Origin of the sequence: Heyndrickxia coagulans DSM 1 = ATCC 7050 (genome assembly GCF_000290615.1) — a bacterium.
GTDB classification, from domain to species: domain Bacteria; phylum Bacillota; class Bacilli; order Bacillales; family Bacillaceae_C; genus Weizmannia; species Weizmannia coagulans.
Map to the genome: position 1 here is coordinate 1 of NZ_ALAS01000119.1, position 17,823 is coordinate 17,823.

Annotated in this window: 13 protein-coding genes and 2 pseudogenes; 1 reads left to right on the plus strand and 14 read right to left on the minus strand. The window is 49.3% G+C overall.

Features of this window, described 5'->3' with window-relative positions; genetic code table 11:
- Window positions 1–44: 44 nt before the first annotated feature.
- The 11 genes and pseudogenes from IC21_RS06160 to IC21_RS06220 form a co-directional block, all read right to left on the minus strand.
- Window positions 45–713, minus strand: a complete 669-nt coding sequence (locus IC21_RS06160; RefSeq protein WP_029143063.1) for an ABC transporter ATP-binding protein — start codon at window positions 711–713, stop codon at window positions 45–47.
- Window positions 706–1,110 (minus strand): GntR family transcriptional regulator, encoded by a 405-nt coding sequence (locus IC21_RS06165; RefSeq protein ID WP_019721030.1) that lies wholly within the window; start codon window positions 1,108–1,110, stop codon window positions 706–708. The genes IC21_RS06160 and IC21_RS06165 overlap by 8 nt, the downstream gene beginning before the upstream one ends.
- A 272-nt stretch (window positions 1,111–1,382) precedes the next feature.
- The gene (gene pyrG / locus IC21_RS06170) at window positions 1,383–2,984 is read right to left on the minus strand and encodes a CTP synthase (protein WP_017554527.1); all 1,602 of its coding nucleotides are present in this window, start codon (window positions 2,982–2,984) and stop codon (window positions 1,383–1,385) included.
- A 229-nt stretch (window positions 2,985–3,213) separates the two neighbouring features.
- Window positions 3,214–3,789 carry a DNA-directed RNA polymerase subunit delta gene (gene rpoE, locus IC21_RS06175; protein ID WP_029143062.1) on the minus strand — a complete coding sequence of 192 codons (576 nt, stop codon included), beginning with the start codon at window positions 3,787–3,789 and terminating at the stop codon, window positions 3,214–3,216.
- Between the two features lie 876 nt (window positions 3,790–4,665).
- Window positions 4,666–4,842: pseudogene (locus IC21_RS16175) on the minus strand (zinc ribbon domain-containing protein); the annotation flags it as partial.
- Window positions 4,843–4,846: 4 nt separating this feature from the next.
- Window positions 4,847–5,923 (minus strand): annotated as a pseudogene (locus IC21_RS06190) (cobalamin-dependent protein); the annotation flags it as partial.
- Between the two features lie 85 nt (window positions 5,924–6,008).
- Window positions 6,009–6,644 carry a TetR/AcrR family transcriptional regulator gene (locus IC21_RS06200; protein ID WP_019721034.1) on the minus strand — a complete coding sequence of 212 codons (636 nt, stop codon included), beginning with the start codon at window positions 6,642–6,644 and terminating at the stop codon, window positions 6,009–6,011.
- A 19-nt stretch (window positions 6,645–6,663) separates the two neighbouring features.
- Window positions 6,664–7,806 (minus strand): acyl-CoA dehydrogenase, encoded by a 1,143-nt coding sequence (locus tag IC21_RS06205; RefSeq protein WP_017550325.1) that lies wholly within the window; start codon window positions 7,804–7,806, stop codon window positions 6,664–6,666.
- Between the two features lie 33 nt (window positions 7,807–7,839).
- Entirely contained in the window at window positions 7,840–8,976 is a 1,137-nt protein-coding gene (locus tag IC21_RS06210) for an acyl-CoA dehydrogenase (RefSeq protein WP_029142437.1), read from the minus strand.
- A gap of 41 nt (window positions 8,977–9,017) precedes the next feature.
- Window positions 9,018–10,196 carry an acetyl-CoA C-acetyltransferase gene (locus IC21_RS06215; protein WP_029142436.1) on the minus strand — a complete coding sequence of 393 codons (1,179 nt, stop codon included), beginning with the start codon at window positions 10,194–10,196 and terminating at the stop codon, window positions 9,018–9,020.
- A 436-nt stretch (window positions 10,197–10,632) separates the two neighbouring features.
- Window positions 10,633–12,750 (minus strand): (Fe-S)-binding protein, encoded by a 2,118-nt coding sequence (locus IC21_RS06220; protein ID WP_029142435.1) that lies wholly within the window; start codon window positions 12,748–12,750, stop codon window positions 10,633–10,635.
- Window positions 12,751–12,987: 237 nt separating this feature from the next.
- On the opposite strand from IC21_RS06220, the gene cls reads away from it, so the two are divergent.
- On the plus strand, window positions 12,988–14,187 hold the full coding sequence (gene cls / locus IC21_RS06225; protein WP_029142434.1) for a cardiolipin synthase: 1,200 nt from the start codon (window positions 12,988–12,990) through the stop codon (window positions 14,185–14,187).
- Window positions 14,188–14,528: 341 nt separating this feature from the next.
- Here the strand turns inward: cls and argS are convergent, their stop codons facing one another.
- The 3 genes from argS to speB all read right to left on the minus strand — a co-directional run bounded on the left by argS (window position 14,529) and on the right by speB (window position 17,664).
- A complete protein-coding gene (argS, locus tag IC21_RS06230) occupies window positions 14,529–16,199 on the minus strand; it encodes an arginine--tRNA ligase (RefSeq protein ID WP_013860769.1) in 1,671 nt (556 codons plus the stop codon).
- A gap of 8 nt (window positions 16,200–16,207) precedes the next feature.
- On the minus strand, window positions 16,208–16,636 hold the full coding sequence (locus tag IC21_RS06235) for a YwiB family protein (protein WP_029142433.1): 429 nt from the start codon (window positions 16,634–16,636) through the stop codon (window positions 16,208–16,210).
- A gap of 155 nt (window positions 16,637–16,791) precedes the next feature.
- A complete protein-coding gene (speB, locus tag IC21_RS06240) occupies window positions 16,792–17,664 on the minus strand; it encodes an agmatinase (RefSeq protein ID WP_017552682.1) in 873 nt (290 codons plus the stop codon).
- Window positions 17,665–17,823: the final 159 nt, after the last annotated feature.

Consider the following 17,823-nt stretch of genomic DNA (forward strand, 5'->3'; position numbering starts at 1 on the left):
CAAGCGACCAGCGATGTCATGAAAAATATGGCATGAGATCAAAATTAAATTTCACTTATTGGTGTCCAAAATATTGACTTAAATCCATCCGTGTAAAATTCCCTTAAAACCTTCCCGTCCCCGAGCAGCACCGCTTTGTCCAGCAAGTGCTCAATATCATTGATTTCATGTGTGGTAATCAAAACACCGCGGTTTTCAACCAGGCCGCTTGCGAACACATCTGCAATTTGCTCCCGGCTGAAAATGTCAATGCCCGAAAAGGGTTCGTCCATCAGCACGTAATCGACATCGAGTGATAGCCCGAGCAGCAAATTCACTTTTGCCATGTTTCCTTTCGAAAGCTCACCGATCCGGTCATTTTCATTCAACTTGAAAAAGTGAAACAGGTCCTTGGCGCGCAAGGCATTCCAATCCGGATAGAAATCCCGCATAAAAAGAATGACATCTTTGATTTTCATCCGCGGCAGCATGATGGGCGCATCCGGAATGAATGCCAGCTTTTCGTAAATATGTTTGTTGTACGGTTCCCCGTCGATCAGAATCTTTCCTTTGCTGACCGGGACAAGCCCTGCAATCGCTTTTAAAGTGGTCGTTTTGCCGGTCCCGTTCACCCCGATCAAACAGGTAATTTCCCCTTTTTCTGCTGTAAAAGAAAGCGAATCAAGCACTTTTTTCCGCCCGTATTTTTTCGTCACTTCCATAACTTCAATCATGCCCGGCCCCCCCTTTGCCCCTGTATTGCCTTTTTACCAGCTCCAACAGCTCCTCCAGCGGAATATCCATCGGGCGGATCGAATCTAGAAAATCAGCCAATGCTGACTGGATCAGTTCTTCCCGTACCCCGGCAAGCACTTCCCGGTCTGTTGTAATCCGGCTCGGAAGATTGCGTTCTGTGTGGATCAAACCTTGCTCCTCCATTTCTTTATACGCTCTTTGCGCGGTATTCGGATTGATTTTTAACATGGCTGCAAGTTCGCGCCGCGATGGAATTTCCTGTCCCGCCTCAAGGCTCCCTGACGCAATCCGGGTTTTAAAATAACGGATAACCTGAATGTAGACAGGATCGCGGTTATTCCATTTAATCTCTGCGATGATCTGAATCGCCCCCATCCTTTTTCATCTCTCCATGTGTATGAAGCCCTTCATACACAAACGCCAAAATGATCGTATTAATACATTGATACAGCTGATATGTGTATCATACCGTTCATACACTTCTCCGTCAATGGATTTTTATAAAAAAGCCTGGAAAAATTTCCGGGCTTTTGCATTCAAAGAAAACGGGATGCAAAAAAGCGGCGGGAAACCAAATACAATGGCTTCCCGCCGCTTTTTTATCAGTACCTCCGGAAAAAACGGGGCATTTTCCGAAGGGTACAGGTTTATTGTTTACCCTTGATCGACGCTTCAATAAATCCTTTAAACAAAGGCTGCGGGCGTGTCGGGCGCGAGGTAAATTCCGGGTGGAACTGGGAAGCAACGAACCACGGATGGTCCTTCAGCTCCACAATTTCAATGAGCCGGCCGTCCGGGCTTGTCCCCGAGAACGTGAACCCGGCATTTTCCATGCGTTCACGGAATTGATTGTTAAATTCATAACGGTGGCGGTGGCGCTCATAAATGACTTCATCCTGATAAGCTTCATACGCTTTCGTGCCTTTCACAAGCCGGCAAGGATAAAGCCCGAGGCGAAGCGTACCGCCGAGGTCTTCAATTTCTTTTTGTTCCGGCAAAAGGTCAATCACCGGATAAGGCGTATCCGGGTTGATCTCCGAGGAGTGCGCATCTTTCAATCCGAGGACATGGCGGGCAAACTCGACCGATGCAAGCTGCATGCCAAGGCAGATGCCGAGAAACGGAATCTTATGTTCACGGGCATACTGGATGGCAAGAATTTTCCCTTCGATGCCGCGGTCGCCGAAACCGCCCGGCACTAAAATGCCGTCCGCGTCTTTCAGCAGGTCCGCCACATTTTCCCCGTCCACCTCTTCGGCATTGATCATGTCAATATCAATATCCGCATCAAACTGGTAGCCGGCATGTTTGAGCGCTTCTGCAACGGAAAGATAGGCATCCTGGAGTGCCACATATTTGCCGACAAGCGCAATTTTCACCGTCTTTTTCAAATTGCGCACCCGGTCAACAAGCCCTCTCCATTCGGCCATATCTGCTTCCGGGCACTGCAGTTTTAAATGGTCGCAAACAAGCTGGTCCAGTTTTTGCTCCTGCAGCATGAGCGGGATGGCATATAACGTATCGGCATCGATGCATTCGACTACTTCACGCGGCTGGATATCGCAGAACAATGCAATCTTGTCCTTCATATCCTGCGAGATTGGCATTTCCGTCCGGACGACAATGACATTTGGCTGGATTCCGAGGCCGCGCAATTCTTTTACGCTATGCTGGGTCGGCTTCGTCTTCATTTCGCCCGATGCTTTTAAATAAGGAATTAAGGTACAATGGATGTACATGACATTGTCAATGCCGACATCCGTTTTGATTTGCCGGATTGCTTCAAGGAACGGAAGTGATTCAATATCACCGACCGTCCCGCCAATTTCCGTGATGACGACATCTGCATTGGTTACTTTTCCGGCACGAAAGACGCGTTCTTTGATTTCATTGGTAATATGCGGGATGACCTGTACGGTGCCGCCGAGATATTCGCCGCGGCGTTCTTTCCGGATGACTTCGGAATAAACTTTGCCGGTCGTAACGCTGCTGTATTTTGTTAAGTTAATATCAATAAAACGCTCATAATGGCCGAGGTCAAGGTCGGTTTCCGCGCCGTCGTCCGTTACAAACACTTCCCCGTGCTGGTACGGGCTCATCGTACCCGGATCAACATTAATATACGGATCAAATTTCTGGATCGTAATATTCAGCCCTCGGTTTTTCAACAACCGCCCGAGCGATGCTGCAGTAATCCCTTTTCCCAGCGAGGAAACGACCCCGCCAGTTACAAAGATATATTTTGTCACGTGTTGTCCCCTCCTGTAATGTAACATTATTGTTGCCCCAATACATGGCTTCATCCATTTTTAAGAGCCGGATCTGTTCCGGTCCGTTCTCCGGATCTGCCCCGTAAAAAACAAAAAGCCCCTCTTGCAATACGGGTTGCAAGGGGGAGCTTGATTTATTTTGCGATATTCCGTCCTTCTCAAAGGAGCCCAAACATAATACTACCGTTGTCCCGGAAAGAAGTCAAGACTAATCTTCTTTGTCGTTAACGTCTTCCTCGTCTTCGTCTTCGATAACGTCGAAATCATCCGTGAGCAGTTCTTCGTCTTCGAAAGTTTCTTCTTCATCTTCATCGATATCGGAAAACTCATCGTCAACCAAATCTTCGTCTTCGACCAGGTCTTCGTCTTCCTCGTCTTCGTCGGCGAAGTCCTCTTCTTCATCTTCGGCGACATCATCGATATCCTCAAGGTCAAGGTCTTCATCATCTATAAAGTCCTCTTCTTCCTCGACAACTTTCGCTTTTTTCCGCTTCGTTTTCACGGTGTGGGTCACTTCTTCGTCAATCTGGTCAACCGGGTACCAGGCACGGAGACCCCAAGTGTTGTCCCCCAGGCTGATAAATCTCCCGTCAATATTTAAGTCCGTATAGAACTGGATCATTTTGCTTTCGGTTTCTTCTTTCGGCAACCCCAAAATGGCGCCGATTTCCGCAAGCAAGTCCTGGAAGGAAGTCACTTGTTTTTTTTCCTCCAATATTTGTTCCGCCAACTCGATAAAAGACATTTCCTTCAGCTCTTCTTTCGGCAACTGTCGCAAGCTCACGCGTCGCACACCCTTTCTCATTGATCAAAACTGCTATATGGCAGGTAAATGCTAAACTTTGCATGATTTAATAGAAAACATATTTATCATTATATACAAAAAGCAAACGTTTATGCTAGCCCCGCGGCCTTTTCCGGCTGTTTTTATCCCGGGTTTTTAAGCGGCCCGGCGTCCTCATCAGCCGGTATGCAAGATAAAACAGAAAAAACGAGAGGAGCAGAAAAGGGATGGCGCCGAGTTCTTTACTGTATAAATAATACCCGGCCAGCAAAAAAACGATCATACCGCTGCATGATAGTAAAATTTTGATAAAAGAATACAAACAGTCCACATCCCTTGAAAAAATAAGCGATTGACGAGTCCTACTCCCACCTTCCGCCTATTCAAGCACATCTCCTATATCCTTGTCCATTTTACATCCATCTGGCAGAAAGAAACAACAGAATTCTATGTGGAAAGAAAATTTATTTTCGTACTTGCCATTGAGCGAAAGCAAAAAGCCGGCATTTAGCTGCCGGTTTTTTGCTTTTGGAAGCACACGCTGCATTTTTGTCCAGCGGCGACTCCTAGCGGAAAATGCTATTTGGGTCGTTCAGCTTAGCATCCCGATTTTCCATTGTCGTTGATAATAAGGTGGATTTTTTTAAAGCTCGGATTTTCCACCAGAGTTACTGTCGCCTTTTAGAATATAACCGCCGTTACAGAAAACTTATAAAAAATTGTAATTTCTTACAACTTTTATGTTTCCTTACTTCTTCATCGTGTCTGCTTTCACGTCTATCTATTAAACAGATCGCTACTTGCATTTGGTGTAACACTCCAAAGTCGTAAATTCCCAACTAACGAATCGGTACATGTCTACATTAACTTGCATTGTTAAAATACAGATTCTAAAACATTTTCACCATATTTTTTAAGATTTATAGACGCTTGATAATCTCGGTCAACAATATTTCCACATCCGCATTCAAAAGTTCTATCGGATAACTTCAAGTCTTTTTTAAGTTTTCCGCAGCAAGAACACAACTTAGAACTTGGAAACCATCTATCCGCCAATTTGCACCTGCTTTTTCGCGTCCTCTGAACCTTTGCGCTCAAATTTGTTTATGACAATGAGGTCCGCATAATCGATCATATCAATTTTTTCAAGCTGGGAAGGCGCCCCGAATTCGCTCGTCATCACATACATTGCGACATCGGAAATATTCGTGATTTCGGCATCCACCTGGCCGATTCCGCTTGTTTCGATCAAAATCAAATCAAAGCCGGCAGCCTTTACAATCCGGATAGCATCATGAGCAAGAGAAAGTTCGGAACGGGATGCCCTTGTAGCCAGGCTCCGCATAAATACATTCGGATGAAAAATCGCATTCATCCGGATCCGGTCGCCAAGCAATGCGCCCCCCGTTTTTTGCTTCGTCGGGTCGACCGAAAGAACGGCAATTTTACTTTCCGGATGGTCATGCAAAAAGCGGCGGATCAGTTCATCTGTCAAGGAACTCTTTCCCGCTCCCCCGGTACCGGTTATGCCCACGAACAGCGCTTTCTTCACGGCCGGAATGGCAGATTCAAGGGCAGCAAGCGCCTCCTGATGGTTCAAATGGTTCTCGGCATAAGAAATCAGCCTGGCAACAGAACTGATCCGCCCTTCGCTTAAGCGCCCGGCTTCTTTGGCAAAATCCGCTTCCGTTACCGTCGGGTGGTCGCACTCCCGGAGCATCATATTGATCATGCCCTGAAGGCCGAGCTTTCTGCCGTCCTCCGGTGAAAAAATACGCGCGATCCCGTAGTCATGCAGTTCTTTCATCTCACGCGGGATGATGACGCCCCCTCCCCCGCCGTAAATGCGGATCCCGGAGGCGCCGTTTTCCTACAGCAAATCATACATATACTTGAAAAACTCAAGATGCCCTCCCTGATAGGAAGAAACGGCAATACCCTGGACATCTTCCTGAATCGCCGCCTGGACAATTTCTCGTGCCGAGCGGTTGTGGCCGAGATGGATGACTTCCGCGCCGCTTGCCTGCAAAATCCTCCGCATAATGTTGATGGAAGCATCGTGGCCGTCAAACAAACTGGACGCTGTGACAAAACGGACCGCATGTTTCGGGCGGTAAACCTCTGTTTCAGCCATCATATCCCCCTTGTCTTCATCAGGATTGGAACTTAAAACACATGAATGAACCCCGGGATGGAAAAACGGAAATGGCGCCAAAAATTTATGCCATCATACCCCTTGTCTCAAGGCCGGAAAACAGCAAATGGGTTTGCAGACGGATATAATCCTCAATTGTAAACTTCTTTTTAAATGCCCAGCGGCGGAAAGCCCACATTTCACCTTGGACAAAAATATTATGGGCGAGCATCTCAATCTCTTTTTCTTCCAGATCAAGTTCGCCGTTTTCCGCACATCTTTTAATCATTTTTTCAAATATGCCGACCATTTCCATTTCCTTTTTTAATACGTAAGGCAGTGCTTCTTTTGTCAGTGATTTTGCTTCCTGGTACATGACAAGCACTTCATCCTGCAGTTCATCAACAATCCGGAAATAATGGGCAATTGCGAGTTTCAAACTTTCAAGCGTCCCCTGGCCGGCATCAATGCGCAGCAGCCTGTCGCGCACTTCATCATAAATCCGGTCGCACACCAAATAGAGGACATCCTCTTTTGCCCGGATATATTCGTAAAGCGTCCCGATGCTAAAGCCGGATTTTTTGGCAATTTCCCTCGTTGTCGTCCGGTGGAACCCCTTTTCCTTAAAAAGCGCGACGGCGGCATTGATCATTTGGTTTCTGCGCTTTTCAATCAGCCTTTCGTCCCTGACCGATGCCGGCACAAACTTTTTTTGGCTCACAAACGGCCTCCCCTCTCCGTCAGTCCCTTGTCAGCATTCTTGAAATGACAAGCCGCTGGATTTCCTGCGTCCCTTCGTAAATTTGCGTAATTTTGGCATCGCGCATGAACCGCTCAACCGGATAATCTTTTGTATAACCGTAGCCGCCAAAAATCTGCACGGCTTCCGTTGTGACTTTCATCGCCGTATCGCCGGCAAACAGTTTGGACATGGCGGATTCTTTTCCGTACGGCAGCCCGTTTGACTCAAGCCAGGCTGCCTGGTACGTTAACAGCCTTGCCGCTTCGACTGCAGTGGCCATGTCGGCGAGTTTGAAAGACACGCCCTGGTTTGCTGCGATCGGTTTGCCGAACTGTTTCCGCTCTTTCGCATAAGCTGCAGCCGCATCGAGCGCGCCCTGGGCAATGCCGACTGCCTGGGCTGCAATGCCGTTGCGCCCGCCGTCCAGCGTCATCATCGCGATTTTAAAGCCCTGTCCTTCTTCCCCCAGCCGGTTTTCTGCCGGCACCATGACATTGTCAAAAATGATTTCCGTTGTGGTGGAAGCCCGGATGCCCATTTTCTTTTCCTTTTTGCCGGTTGAAAACCCGGGAAAATCTTTTTCAATGATAAATGCGCTTGTACCATGGTGTTTGCTTTTCGGATCGGTGAGGGCAAACACGATGTAAATATCCGCCACGCCGCCGTTTGTAATGAAAATTTTGGAACCATTTAAAACATAATGGTCTCCTTCACGCCTGGCCGTTGTCACCATCGCACCCGCATCAGAACCCGACCCCGGCTCCGTCAAGCCGTACGCGCCGATTTTTTCCCCGCGGGCAAGCGGAACGAGGTATTTCTGTTTTTGTTCTTCTGTGCCGAATTTAAACAGCGGCCAGCTGGCAAGGGAAGTATGTGCCGAGAGGGTCACGCCGGTTGAGGCGCACACACGCGACAGCTCTTCCACCGCAATGCAGTATGCCAGAAAATCGCTCCCGATCCCGCCGTACTGCTCCGGCCACGGAATCCCGGTCAGGCCAAGCGCCGCCATCCGGTCAAAGATGCCACGGTCAAACCGTTCGTTCTCATCGCGTTCCGCTGCTGTCGGCGCTACTTCCTTCACGGCAAAATCGCGTACCATTTTCCGGATCATTTCATGTTCTTCACTTAAACGAAAGTCCATTTTTCTGCCTCCAATTTTTTTATTCAAGACAACTTAAAGCCTTTTCTCCCGCAATAATTGATTGCTGATCACGATTCTTTGGGTTTCACTTGTCCCTTCATAAATTTGCGTAATTTTCGCATCGCGCATGAACCGTTCAACCGGATAATCTTTCGTGTATCCATATCCGCCGAAAATCTGAACGGCTTCAATCGCTGTATCAACAGCTGTTTGGGAAGCGAGCAGTTTGGCCATCGCCGCTTCTTTTTTGCAGCCCAGGCCGTTGCTCCGCAAAAAGGCTGACCGGTAGACAAGCAGTTTGCTGGCTTCGATGTTTGTTGCCATGTCGGCAAGTTTAAAACCGGTACCCTCAAATGCGTGGATGGGTTTTCCGAACTGGCGCCGGTTTTTTGCGTATTGAAGTGCCAGTTCATAGGCGCCTTCCGCAATCCCGAGGGCCTGTGCCGCGATCCCGATCCGGCCGGCATCCAGCACCGCCATTGCGATCTTAAACCCTTCCCCTTCTTCCCCCAGCCGGTTCTCAGCCGGAACCTGGAGATTTTCAAAGTGAAGCTGGACAGTTTTTGACCCGTGCAGCCCCATTTTTTTCTCATCCTTGCCGGTCCGGAAACCCGGCATGGTCTTTTCAATAATGAAAGCGGTGATGTTGCCGTCTTCCGTGCGGGCAAATACAATATACGTATCTGCCTCGCCGCCGTTTGTAATGAACATTTTTGAACCATTGAGCACATAATGCCCGCCCTGTTTTACCGCTTTTGTTTTTAAATTTTTCGCATCCGACCCCGCCTCGGCCTCCGTCAGGCAAAAAGCCCCCAGGTATTCCCCGCTTGCAAGCTTTGGCAAATATTTTTGTTTTTGCGCTTCGCTTCCAAAATATAAAATCGGCGCGGTCCCGACGGATGAATGGACGGAAAGGATGACGCCAATGGTCGCGCTGGCTTTGGAAATTTCATGAACAGCCATAACGTATGCAGTAAAATCCAGCCCCGCACCGCCGTATGTTTCCGGAATGGTGATGCCCATCAGACCGAGGGTTGCCATTTTTCCAAGTATTTCACGCGGGAACATGCCGCGCTCCATGTCGCCCATAGCCGGCAAAATTTCTTTTTCTGCAAAATCCCGTACGGTTTTCCTTAGCAAAAGCTGTTCTTCCGTAAACTGAAAATCCATGATCAGGTCCCCTTTTTTGGGTGGTCATACACGTTGAAGTTTTATTGCACTTCAATCATGACGGCATCGCCCTGGCCGCCACCGGAGCAGATGGCTGCGATCCCGGTCCCGCCGCCGCGCCGTTTCAGTTCGTATGCAAGGGTTAAAATAATGCGCGTGCCGCTTGCACCGATCGGATGGCCTAACGCAACCGCGCCGCCGTTTACATTCACCTTATCCAAATCGAGCTGTGCGATTTTGCTGCTGGCAAGGGCCACAGCGGCAAATGCTTCATTGATTTCAAACAAATCAATGTCATCAAGCTTTCTTCCTGTTTTTTTCAGGATTTCGTTGATCACAAGCCCCGGCGTCTGCGGAAAATGCTGCGCCTCCACCGCCACTTCCGCATGCGCCACAATCTTTGCAAGCGGCTTCAACCCTGCTTTTGCAGCCCGTTCAGCGCTCATTAAAACAAGTGCAGCCGCCCCGTCATTCACACCCGGAGCATTGCCGGCCGTGATGGTGCCGTCTTTGTCGAAAGCAGGCGGCAGCTGGGACAGTTTTTCAAGCGTCGTATCCGCGCGCGGCGGTTCATCCTGTTCAACAAGCAGCGCAGGGCCTTTTCTTTGCGGGATTTCCACCGGAACAATCTCTTCGGCAAACTTGCCGGAATGGATGGCTTCCAATGCTTTCTGGTGGCTTCTTAATGCCCAGCGGTCCTGAAAGTCGCGGGTCAGCCCGAACGCTTCCGCCGTGCGGTTTCCGTATGTGCCCATATGGACGCCGGAAAATGCGCAGATGAGTCCGTCATGGGTCATCATGTCTTTCAGCTGGACATCGCCCATTTTCAATCCCCATCTTGCCTTGGGCAGGAAGTAAGGGGCGTTTGACATCGACTCCATCCCGCCGGCTACAATGACTTCCCCGTCTCCCAAACGGATGATCTGATCCGCCATGGTCACGCTCCTCATGCCGGAAGCACACACTTTATTCACCGTTTCCGTTTTGACTTCCCACGGAATGCCGGCGTGCCTTGCCGCCTGCCGGGATGGGAGCTGCCCCTGGCCGCCCTGTAGGACATTCCCCATAATCACTTCATTTACTTCCCCGTTTTCAACGCCCGCTTTTTCCAATGCATGCCGGATCGCAATCCCGCCTAACGCGGACGCCGGAAGTGCAGCCAGTTTTCCCCCGAATTTCCCAAATGGCGTACGCGCCCCGTCGATGATCACCGTGTTCAACCATCTTCTCCCCTTTTACAATGGATTTATGATAAGCGCCGGCAATTTGCACGAACGCGAATCATCGTTCATTCATAGTCCCTTTGTTATTTGTTGCCAAAACAGCAGCGAACTTCCCGATGCTTTTGGAATGGATGAAAAGCGCCAATCGAGCGAACGCTCAATCATCGTTCATTCATGGCCCTTTGCCGTTCGTTTCCCAAAACAGCAGTGAGCCTTGCCTTACTGTGTGATTTATGAAAAGCGCCGGCAATATGAATGCGCTTACATTCCCGAACCCTTATCATCCTGTGTGATCTGCCGCAAAAAAACGGCGGAGAATCTTCCTTTTGCATATCCTGTTCCCCGCCGCTTTTGCGCAAATGATTTGCCGGTTTACATACAACTGTTGTTAGCTTCCCTGCCGCGCATCCCGTTTTGCGGCGGTATCACCCGCTTAAGATACTGCAGCAGTCTGCCCCGGTGCCCCGCAGACCGAACGTTCCAGAATTTCGGCAACATCCAGGGTTTTCACAGTGTCTTCCACTTCTTTCGCTTTTGTACCGTCAGACAGCATTGTCAGGCAGTACGGGCATTCCGTGCTGATGACGGTCGGATTCACGGAAAGTGCCTGTTCAGTCCGCGCCACATTAATCCGGTGCCCGGTATCTTCTTCCGTCCACATTAACCCGCCGCCGGCCCCGCAGCACATCGCGGTTTCACGGTTCCGTTCCATTTCCACAAGCTTTACGCCCGGGATCATTTTTAAAATGTCACGCGGCTGGTTATAAATGTCATTGTACCTGCCGAGGTAGCAGGAGTCATGGAAGGTAACCGTTTCATTGACTTCGTACTTCGGCTTTAAGCGTCCTTCTTTCAGCAGCTCATAAAGCACTTCGGTGTGATGGTACACTTCCCCTTCAAAACCAAAATCTTTATATTCTTTCTTAAACGTATTGTATGCATGCGGATCGATCGTCACGATTTTTTTCACGCCGTTCTTTTCAAACTCGGCGATGTTCTGGCCAGCCAGTTCCTGGAACAAAAATTCATTGCCAAGCCTGCGTGCTGTATCTCCGGAGTTTTTCTCCTTGTTGCCGAGAATGGCGAATTTCACACCCGCTTCATTCAGCAGTTTCGCAAACGACTGCGCGATTTTTTGGCTGCGGCTGTCGTAAGACCCCATTGATCCGACCCAGAATAAATACTCGAATTCCTCATCCGATTTTTTCATTTCTTTGACCGTCTTGACCTCGATATCTTCGCGCCCTTCACGCCACGACTCGCGCTCTTTCCGGTTCAGCCCCCAAGGATTGCCCTGGCGTTCAATATTTTGGATTGCCCGCTGTGCATCTGGTTTCATTTTTCCTTCGGTCAAAACGAGATAGCGCCGCAAATCAATGATTTTATCGACATGTTCATTCATAACCGGGCACTGGTCTTCGCAATTCCGGCAAGTCGTGCATGCCCAGATCTCTTCTTCGGTAATGACATCGCCGATCAGGCTCGGATTGTAATCAAGCGCTACAGCTGCCTCTTCTGCCCCGCGGGTTGCACTCTCCCGGGCGAGCCGGTTCCCTGTCGTGTTGGCAAAAGCAAATGCCGGAACCCACGGTGCTTTGGACGTAACGGCCGCGCCGTAATTGGTCAGATGGTCCCTCAATTTAATGATCAAGTCCATCGGTGAAAGCATTTTTCCTGTTCCGGTTGCCGGGCACATATTCGTGCAGCGGCCGCACTCCACACAGGCGTAAAGATCGACAAGCTGAAGCTGCGTGAAGTCCTCGATTTTCCCGACGCCGAAACTTTCCTGCGATTCGTCTTCAAAATCGATCTCCCGTAATTTCCCGGTATCCCCGAGCCGGTTCAGATACACATTCGCAGGCCCTGCAATCAAATGGGCGTGCTTCGACTGCGGGATATAGACAAGGAAAGTAAGCAGAAGCAACAGATGGATCCACCATGCCACGTAAAACACAACGGCCGCCGCGGTGGGCCCGATCCAATGAAAGGCGGCTGCAATCCCGGCTGCCACCGGTTCCGTCCATGAAGGCTCCTCAAAGTGCCAAATGATTTCCATACCGCTCCCGACCAGGACAGAAACCATTAGCCCGCCGATAAAGATGAGCACAAGCCCCGCTTTAAAATCGCGTTTTAAGCGGACGAGCTTCTCAATGTAGCGGCGGTAAAACGCCCAGCCGACCGCAAATAAAATCACGAGCGTGACGATTTCCTGAAAGAAAGTAAATCCGGGGTAAAGCGGCCCGAGCGGCAAGTGCGAACCCGGCGCAAGCCCCTTCCATATGAAATCAATTGCGCCGAACTGGACGAGAATAAACCCGTAAAACATCATCACATGGATGGCGCCGCTCTTTTTATCCTTGAGCAGTTTTTTCTGCCCGAAAACGTATACCCATATTTTTTTGAGCCGCGCCTTGACATTGTTGTCGAATTCCTGTTTTTTCCCCAATTTGATATACTGGATCCTTGTCCTTACCAAATACGCAAAAAGGCCAATGCCGTAAGCGGTTACAGAAAGAAACAACAACCAGTTTAACCATAATAAGATGTGCATTTTTCTCCCGACGCTCCCTTCGTTCATTCGTGCTCGCACAAAAAAGCAGATAATTTTCCGAATCTTGCTTACCTATATTATATAATGAATGAGCATTCAGTCAATCCTTTTTTCTTTATTTTTTTGAATTTCTTTGTGCCTGTTTCCGGCTTTTGTAAGTAGAATCGGCCGCATTTGGGGAAGCATAAAGACATGGACTCGACCACGAAAAAAATCGATTGAAGGGAGAAAAAAGATATGATTTTGCTCTTATTCCTTTCTGCCGTCATAGTACTCATCATCTGGCTTTTCGCCGATTACACGCTTGGAAAAAGGCATTTCCGCAAAACTCGCAAACAGCGCCAATATCCCGTACGGCACGGAGATTTTACTGTTTTTACATGCGGAGAAAATCTGTTTCCCCACTACTTTTCCGATATCCTGCATGCCAAAAAAAGCATATACGTCCTGTTTTATATTGTAAAAAATGATGAAATCAGCCGTGAATTTTTCAGCCTGCTCGCAAAAAAAGCGCGCGAAGGGAAAGAAGTAAAAGTATTGCTCGATTGGGTGGGCAGCCGGAAGGTCACAAAACAGATGATTGCACAGCTGAAAAACGCTGGCGTCTCGTTTGCCTTCGACAACCGGCCGAAGTTCCCTTTTTTCTTTTACACGCTCCAGCAGCGGAACCACCAGAAAATAATCGTCATTGACGGGAAGACAGGCTATCTTGGCGGTTTCAATGTGGGGAAGGATTATATCAATGGCAACAAGTCGCTGTCTCCTTGGCGAGATTACCATTACCGCTTAACCGGCGGAGGTATCCGCGACTTGCAGGAGGAATTTATCAGGAACTGGGAAACGGCTACAGGAGAAAATATGCCATTTGAAACACACATCTCTCCCCATGAGGAGAAAAGCGGATGCCGCCACCGGATCATCCCGACTGCGGGCGATGAGCTTGAGCACCTGGTTTGCAGCCTGATTGATGAAGCCCGTGAATCGATTTTTATCGGTTCCCCGTACTTTATCCCGACTCCGGCCATGCACAAAAAACTGGTGCAGGCTTTGGCACGCGGCGTAAAAGTCACAGTGCTCACCCCCGATAGGGCGGACCATCCGCTTGTCAAAGAGGCCGCAAGCCGCTATTTCCGGCAGCTGCTTGAAAATGGCGCAGACATTTATTTGTTCAAGCCCGGATTTTATCACGCGAAAATTATGATCATTGACCGGACCGTCTGCAATATTGGAACGGCTAATTTTGACCGGCGCAGTGCCCGTTTAAACTTTGAAGTCAACTGCCTTGTATACGACAATGTGTTTATCCAAAAAATGTGCGCGGTCGTGAAGGATGATATGCGCCACGCTGCCCCTCTTACATCAGACGACCTGAACCGCCCCGGATTGGCAACGAGGCTGGCCGAATGGGGCGTGAGGGCAATTGAAGAATTTTTGTGATGAAAAAGCCGGCTCTGGGCCAGTCGGCGCAATCAGGAAAATATTGCCTTCCGGAAGACCGGGGACACTGCGAGGGATGATGGGTGCTTGGCCGGCCTTGAATACCATCTTGCGGGCTGTAACGCATTTTGTTGCCCGTTAAATTTACCACACGTTGACTGAAAAAAGCACTGAACCCCGGGCTATCTTGCTGCCTGTAATCCAATTTGCTTTTCTTACACCCGGCGGCAATCGGCCACCGGCTTACGGAAAAGCCGGTCCCTGGGACACTGAACTGAAACACCATCTTAATAAAAAAAAGCCGCCCTGAACCCGGAAACGGATGAGGACGGCTTTTGTCTTTACATTTTTTCAGGTGCGGAAACGCCGATCAGCTGGAGCGCGTTTTTCAGCGTAATTTGCACGGCCTTCACGAGGGCAAGGCGCGCTTTGGTGGCGTCCGCATGCGCCGGCTCGATCACTTTCACAGCATTGTAAAAGCTGTGGAAGTTGGCGGCAAGTTCGTTAATATAATTTGTAATGCGGTGCGGGATCCGCTTTTCGGCCGCATCAGCAATCACCTGCGGGAATTCTCCGAGCTTTTTCAGGACATCCGTTTCCTTTTCAGACCGGATCACGGAAAAATCGGCGCCTGTATCCGGCACAAACCCTTTTTCTTCCGCCTGGCGCAAAATACTGCAAATACGGGCATGGGCATATTGCGCATAGTAAACCGGGTTTTCATTGGACTCTGAAACGGCAAGATCAAGGTCAAAGTCCAAATGCGTATCCGAGCTTCTCATCGCAAAGAAGTACCGGGTTGCATCAAGCCCGACTTCGTCAATGAGTTCACGCATCGTGACCGCTTTCCCAGTCCGCTTGCTCATTTTCATTTTTTCGCCGTTTTTATACAAGTGAACAAGCTGGATGATCTCCACTTCAAGATTGCCGCTGTTATAGCCGAGCGCTTCCATTGCCGCTTTCATCCGCGGGATATAGCCGTGGTGGTCAGCGCCCCAAATATTAATCACCGTATCGAAGCCGCGGTCAAATTTGTCTTTATGGTAAGCAATATCCGGGGTCAAGTACGTGTAAGTCCCATCGTTTTTGATGAGCACGCGGTCTTTGTCGTCGCCGAAAGCCGTCGAGCGGAACCACGTTGCCCCGTCCTTTTCATAAATATGGCCTTTTTCGCGCATCAGTGTCAGCATTTCGTCAATTTTTCCGCTCTTATAAAGAGACGTTTCCGAATACCAGACATCAAAACGAACGCGGAAGTCTTCAAGGTCTTTTTTCAGTTTCGCCATCTCGTAATCGAGGCCGTACTGGCGGAAAAATTCGTAGCGCGTTTTTTCATCCGCGTCCACAAATTTCCGGCCGTATTCATCGGCAAGTTTTTTTCCAAGGTCAATAATATCCTGGCCGTAATAGCCATCTGCCGGCATTTCCTTTTCCATCCCGAGCGCCTGGAAGTAGCGCGCTTCGACTGACAAGGCCAGATTGTGGATCTGGTTGCCGGCATCGTTAATATAGTATTCACGGGTCACCTCATACCCTGCTTTTTCAAGAATATTGCACAGTGAATCCCCGACAGCGGCGCCGCGCGCATGTCCGAGGTGAAGATCACCGGTCGGGTTCGCCGATACGAATTCAACCTGGATTTTTTTGCCCCTGCCGGCATCTGAACGGCCGTAATCCGCACCATCGTGAAGGATAGAAGGGATCAGCCGGGTCAAATACGTATTGTCCAAATAAAAATTAATAAAGCCGGGGCCTGCGATTTCCACTTTTTCAATCGACGTTTTCGATTTGTCGATATGTTCGACAATCGCTTCCGCAATCTGGCGCGGCGCTTTTTTTGCCGCACGCGCAAGCTGCATTGCAATGTTTGCGGCATAATCGCCGTGCGCTTTTTCTTTTGGCTTTTCCAGCACAATAGCCGGAATATCCGCTTCCGCAACCAAGCCGGTCTTCATCACCGCTTCTTTGATTTCCGTTTTCAGCGTTTCCTGCATTTGTTCCGCAATGTTCATTTTGCTGCTTATACCTCCTCATAATGGATCTTCATTTTATATGTACCGACCGAACCCCCATGCATATAAAGCCTGTATCCGAGGGAAAGCTGCCCGGAAAGCGGGCCTGTGCGCGTGTGCACAATCTCATCTGCCGCCGCTTCAATCGGGAATTGGCCATAGCCGTTTTCGTAAGTCCCCGGGCGCCTTGTCCCGGCACGCAAATCAAGCCGCATGGAGACCGCACCGCTTCTCAATACAAGCACCCTTCCGCTTGCCATTTTGACAACCGTATAAATTTTGCCGGCTTCCTGCACTTCCTCGTACTTTAAATAGGCCGAACCGCCTTTTTCGTAATAATGGCCGAACAAAACCAGTTCAATTTTTTCCGCTTCTTCCTGGAAAATCTCCGTGGTCATATGTATTTTTACAGGGCAAGAAACGGTTTCCCCCGCCATTTTCCCACATCCTTTATTTCATCCATTATAACCCTTCCGGCGGAAAAATAATATGGTAACTCTCCTCATTTTATCATATATAATGGAGCTGCTATCCCGCAAGCTTAACTTTAAAAACCCGGCACCCGCCCCCGCAGCCGGTGCCGGGTTTTCCGTTACTTCACCCAGCCGAGCATCATTTCGCGCACGAGCTTGCTAGCCGTATTGGCTGTTTGCTCGGAATGATCATATACAGGTGCCACTTCAACAAGGTCACAACCAATGACATTCACGCCGGAACGGGCAATCGCATGAATCGATGCCAGCAGTTCTTTTGAGGTGATCCCGCCGGCATCCACCGTCCCTGTCCCCGGCGCAAAAGCGGGATCGAGCACATCAATATCGACCGTCACATACACATGGCGGCCGGAAAGCGCCGGCAACACTTTTTTGAGCGGCTCAAGCACTTCAAACTTTGCGATATGCATGCCGTTTCTTTCCGCCCATTCAAATTCCTCTTTTAAGCCGGACCGGATACCGAATGAATACACATTCGCGGGCCCGATCAACTCCGCCGTTTTCCGGATCGGCGTAGCATGCGAAAGCGGCTCGCCTTCATAATCCGTGCGCAAATCGGTATGGGCATCAAAATGAATGACAGCGAGATCCGGGTATTTTTTGTAAACGGCGCGGATCACCGGCCATGTCACCAAATGCTCGCCGCCAAGGCCGAACGGAAATTTCCCGTCGTCGAGCAATGTCCCGACATAATTTTCAATCATATCAAGGCTTTTTTGCGGATTGCCGAACGGCAGCGGCATATCTCCGGCATCAAAATAGCTGATTTCAGCAAGTTCCCGGTCAAGATACGGGCTGTATTCTTCGAGCCCGATTGAAACTTCCCGGATGCGCCCCGGGCCGAACCGTGAACCCGGGCGGTAGCTGACTGTCCAGTCCATCGGCATGCCGTAAAGCACCACCCGGCTTTTTTCATAATCCGGGCTTGCCCCGATAAAAACATGGCCTGAATAAGCTTCGTCAAATCTCATCTTTTTCTCCTCTTTTTCACAATTTCGGACACATGGAAAAAGTATAGTGAAATTCCGAAAAAAAGCAAGAATCTTTTTACAGCGGGCCACCCTTCCCATCATCCTTTTTTCGGTTCCGGTGTTTAAAATTTCCTCTCTTACTAAATACTAAGGAAATAA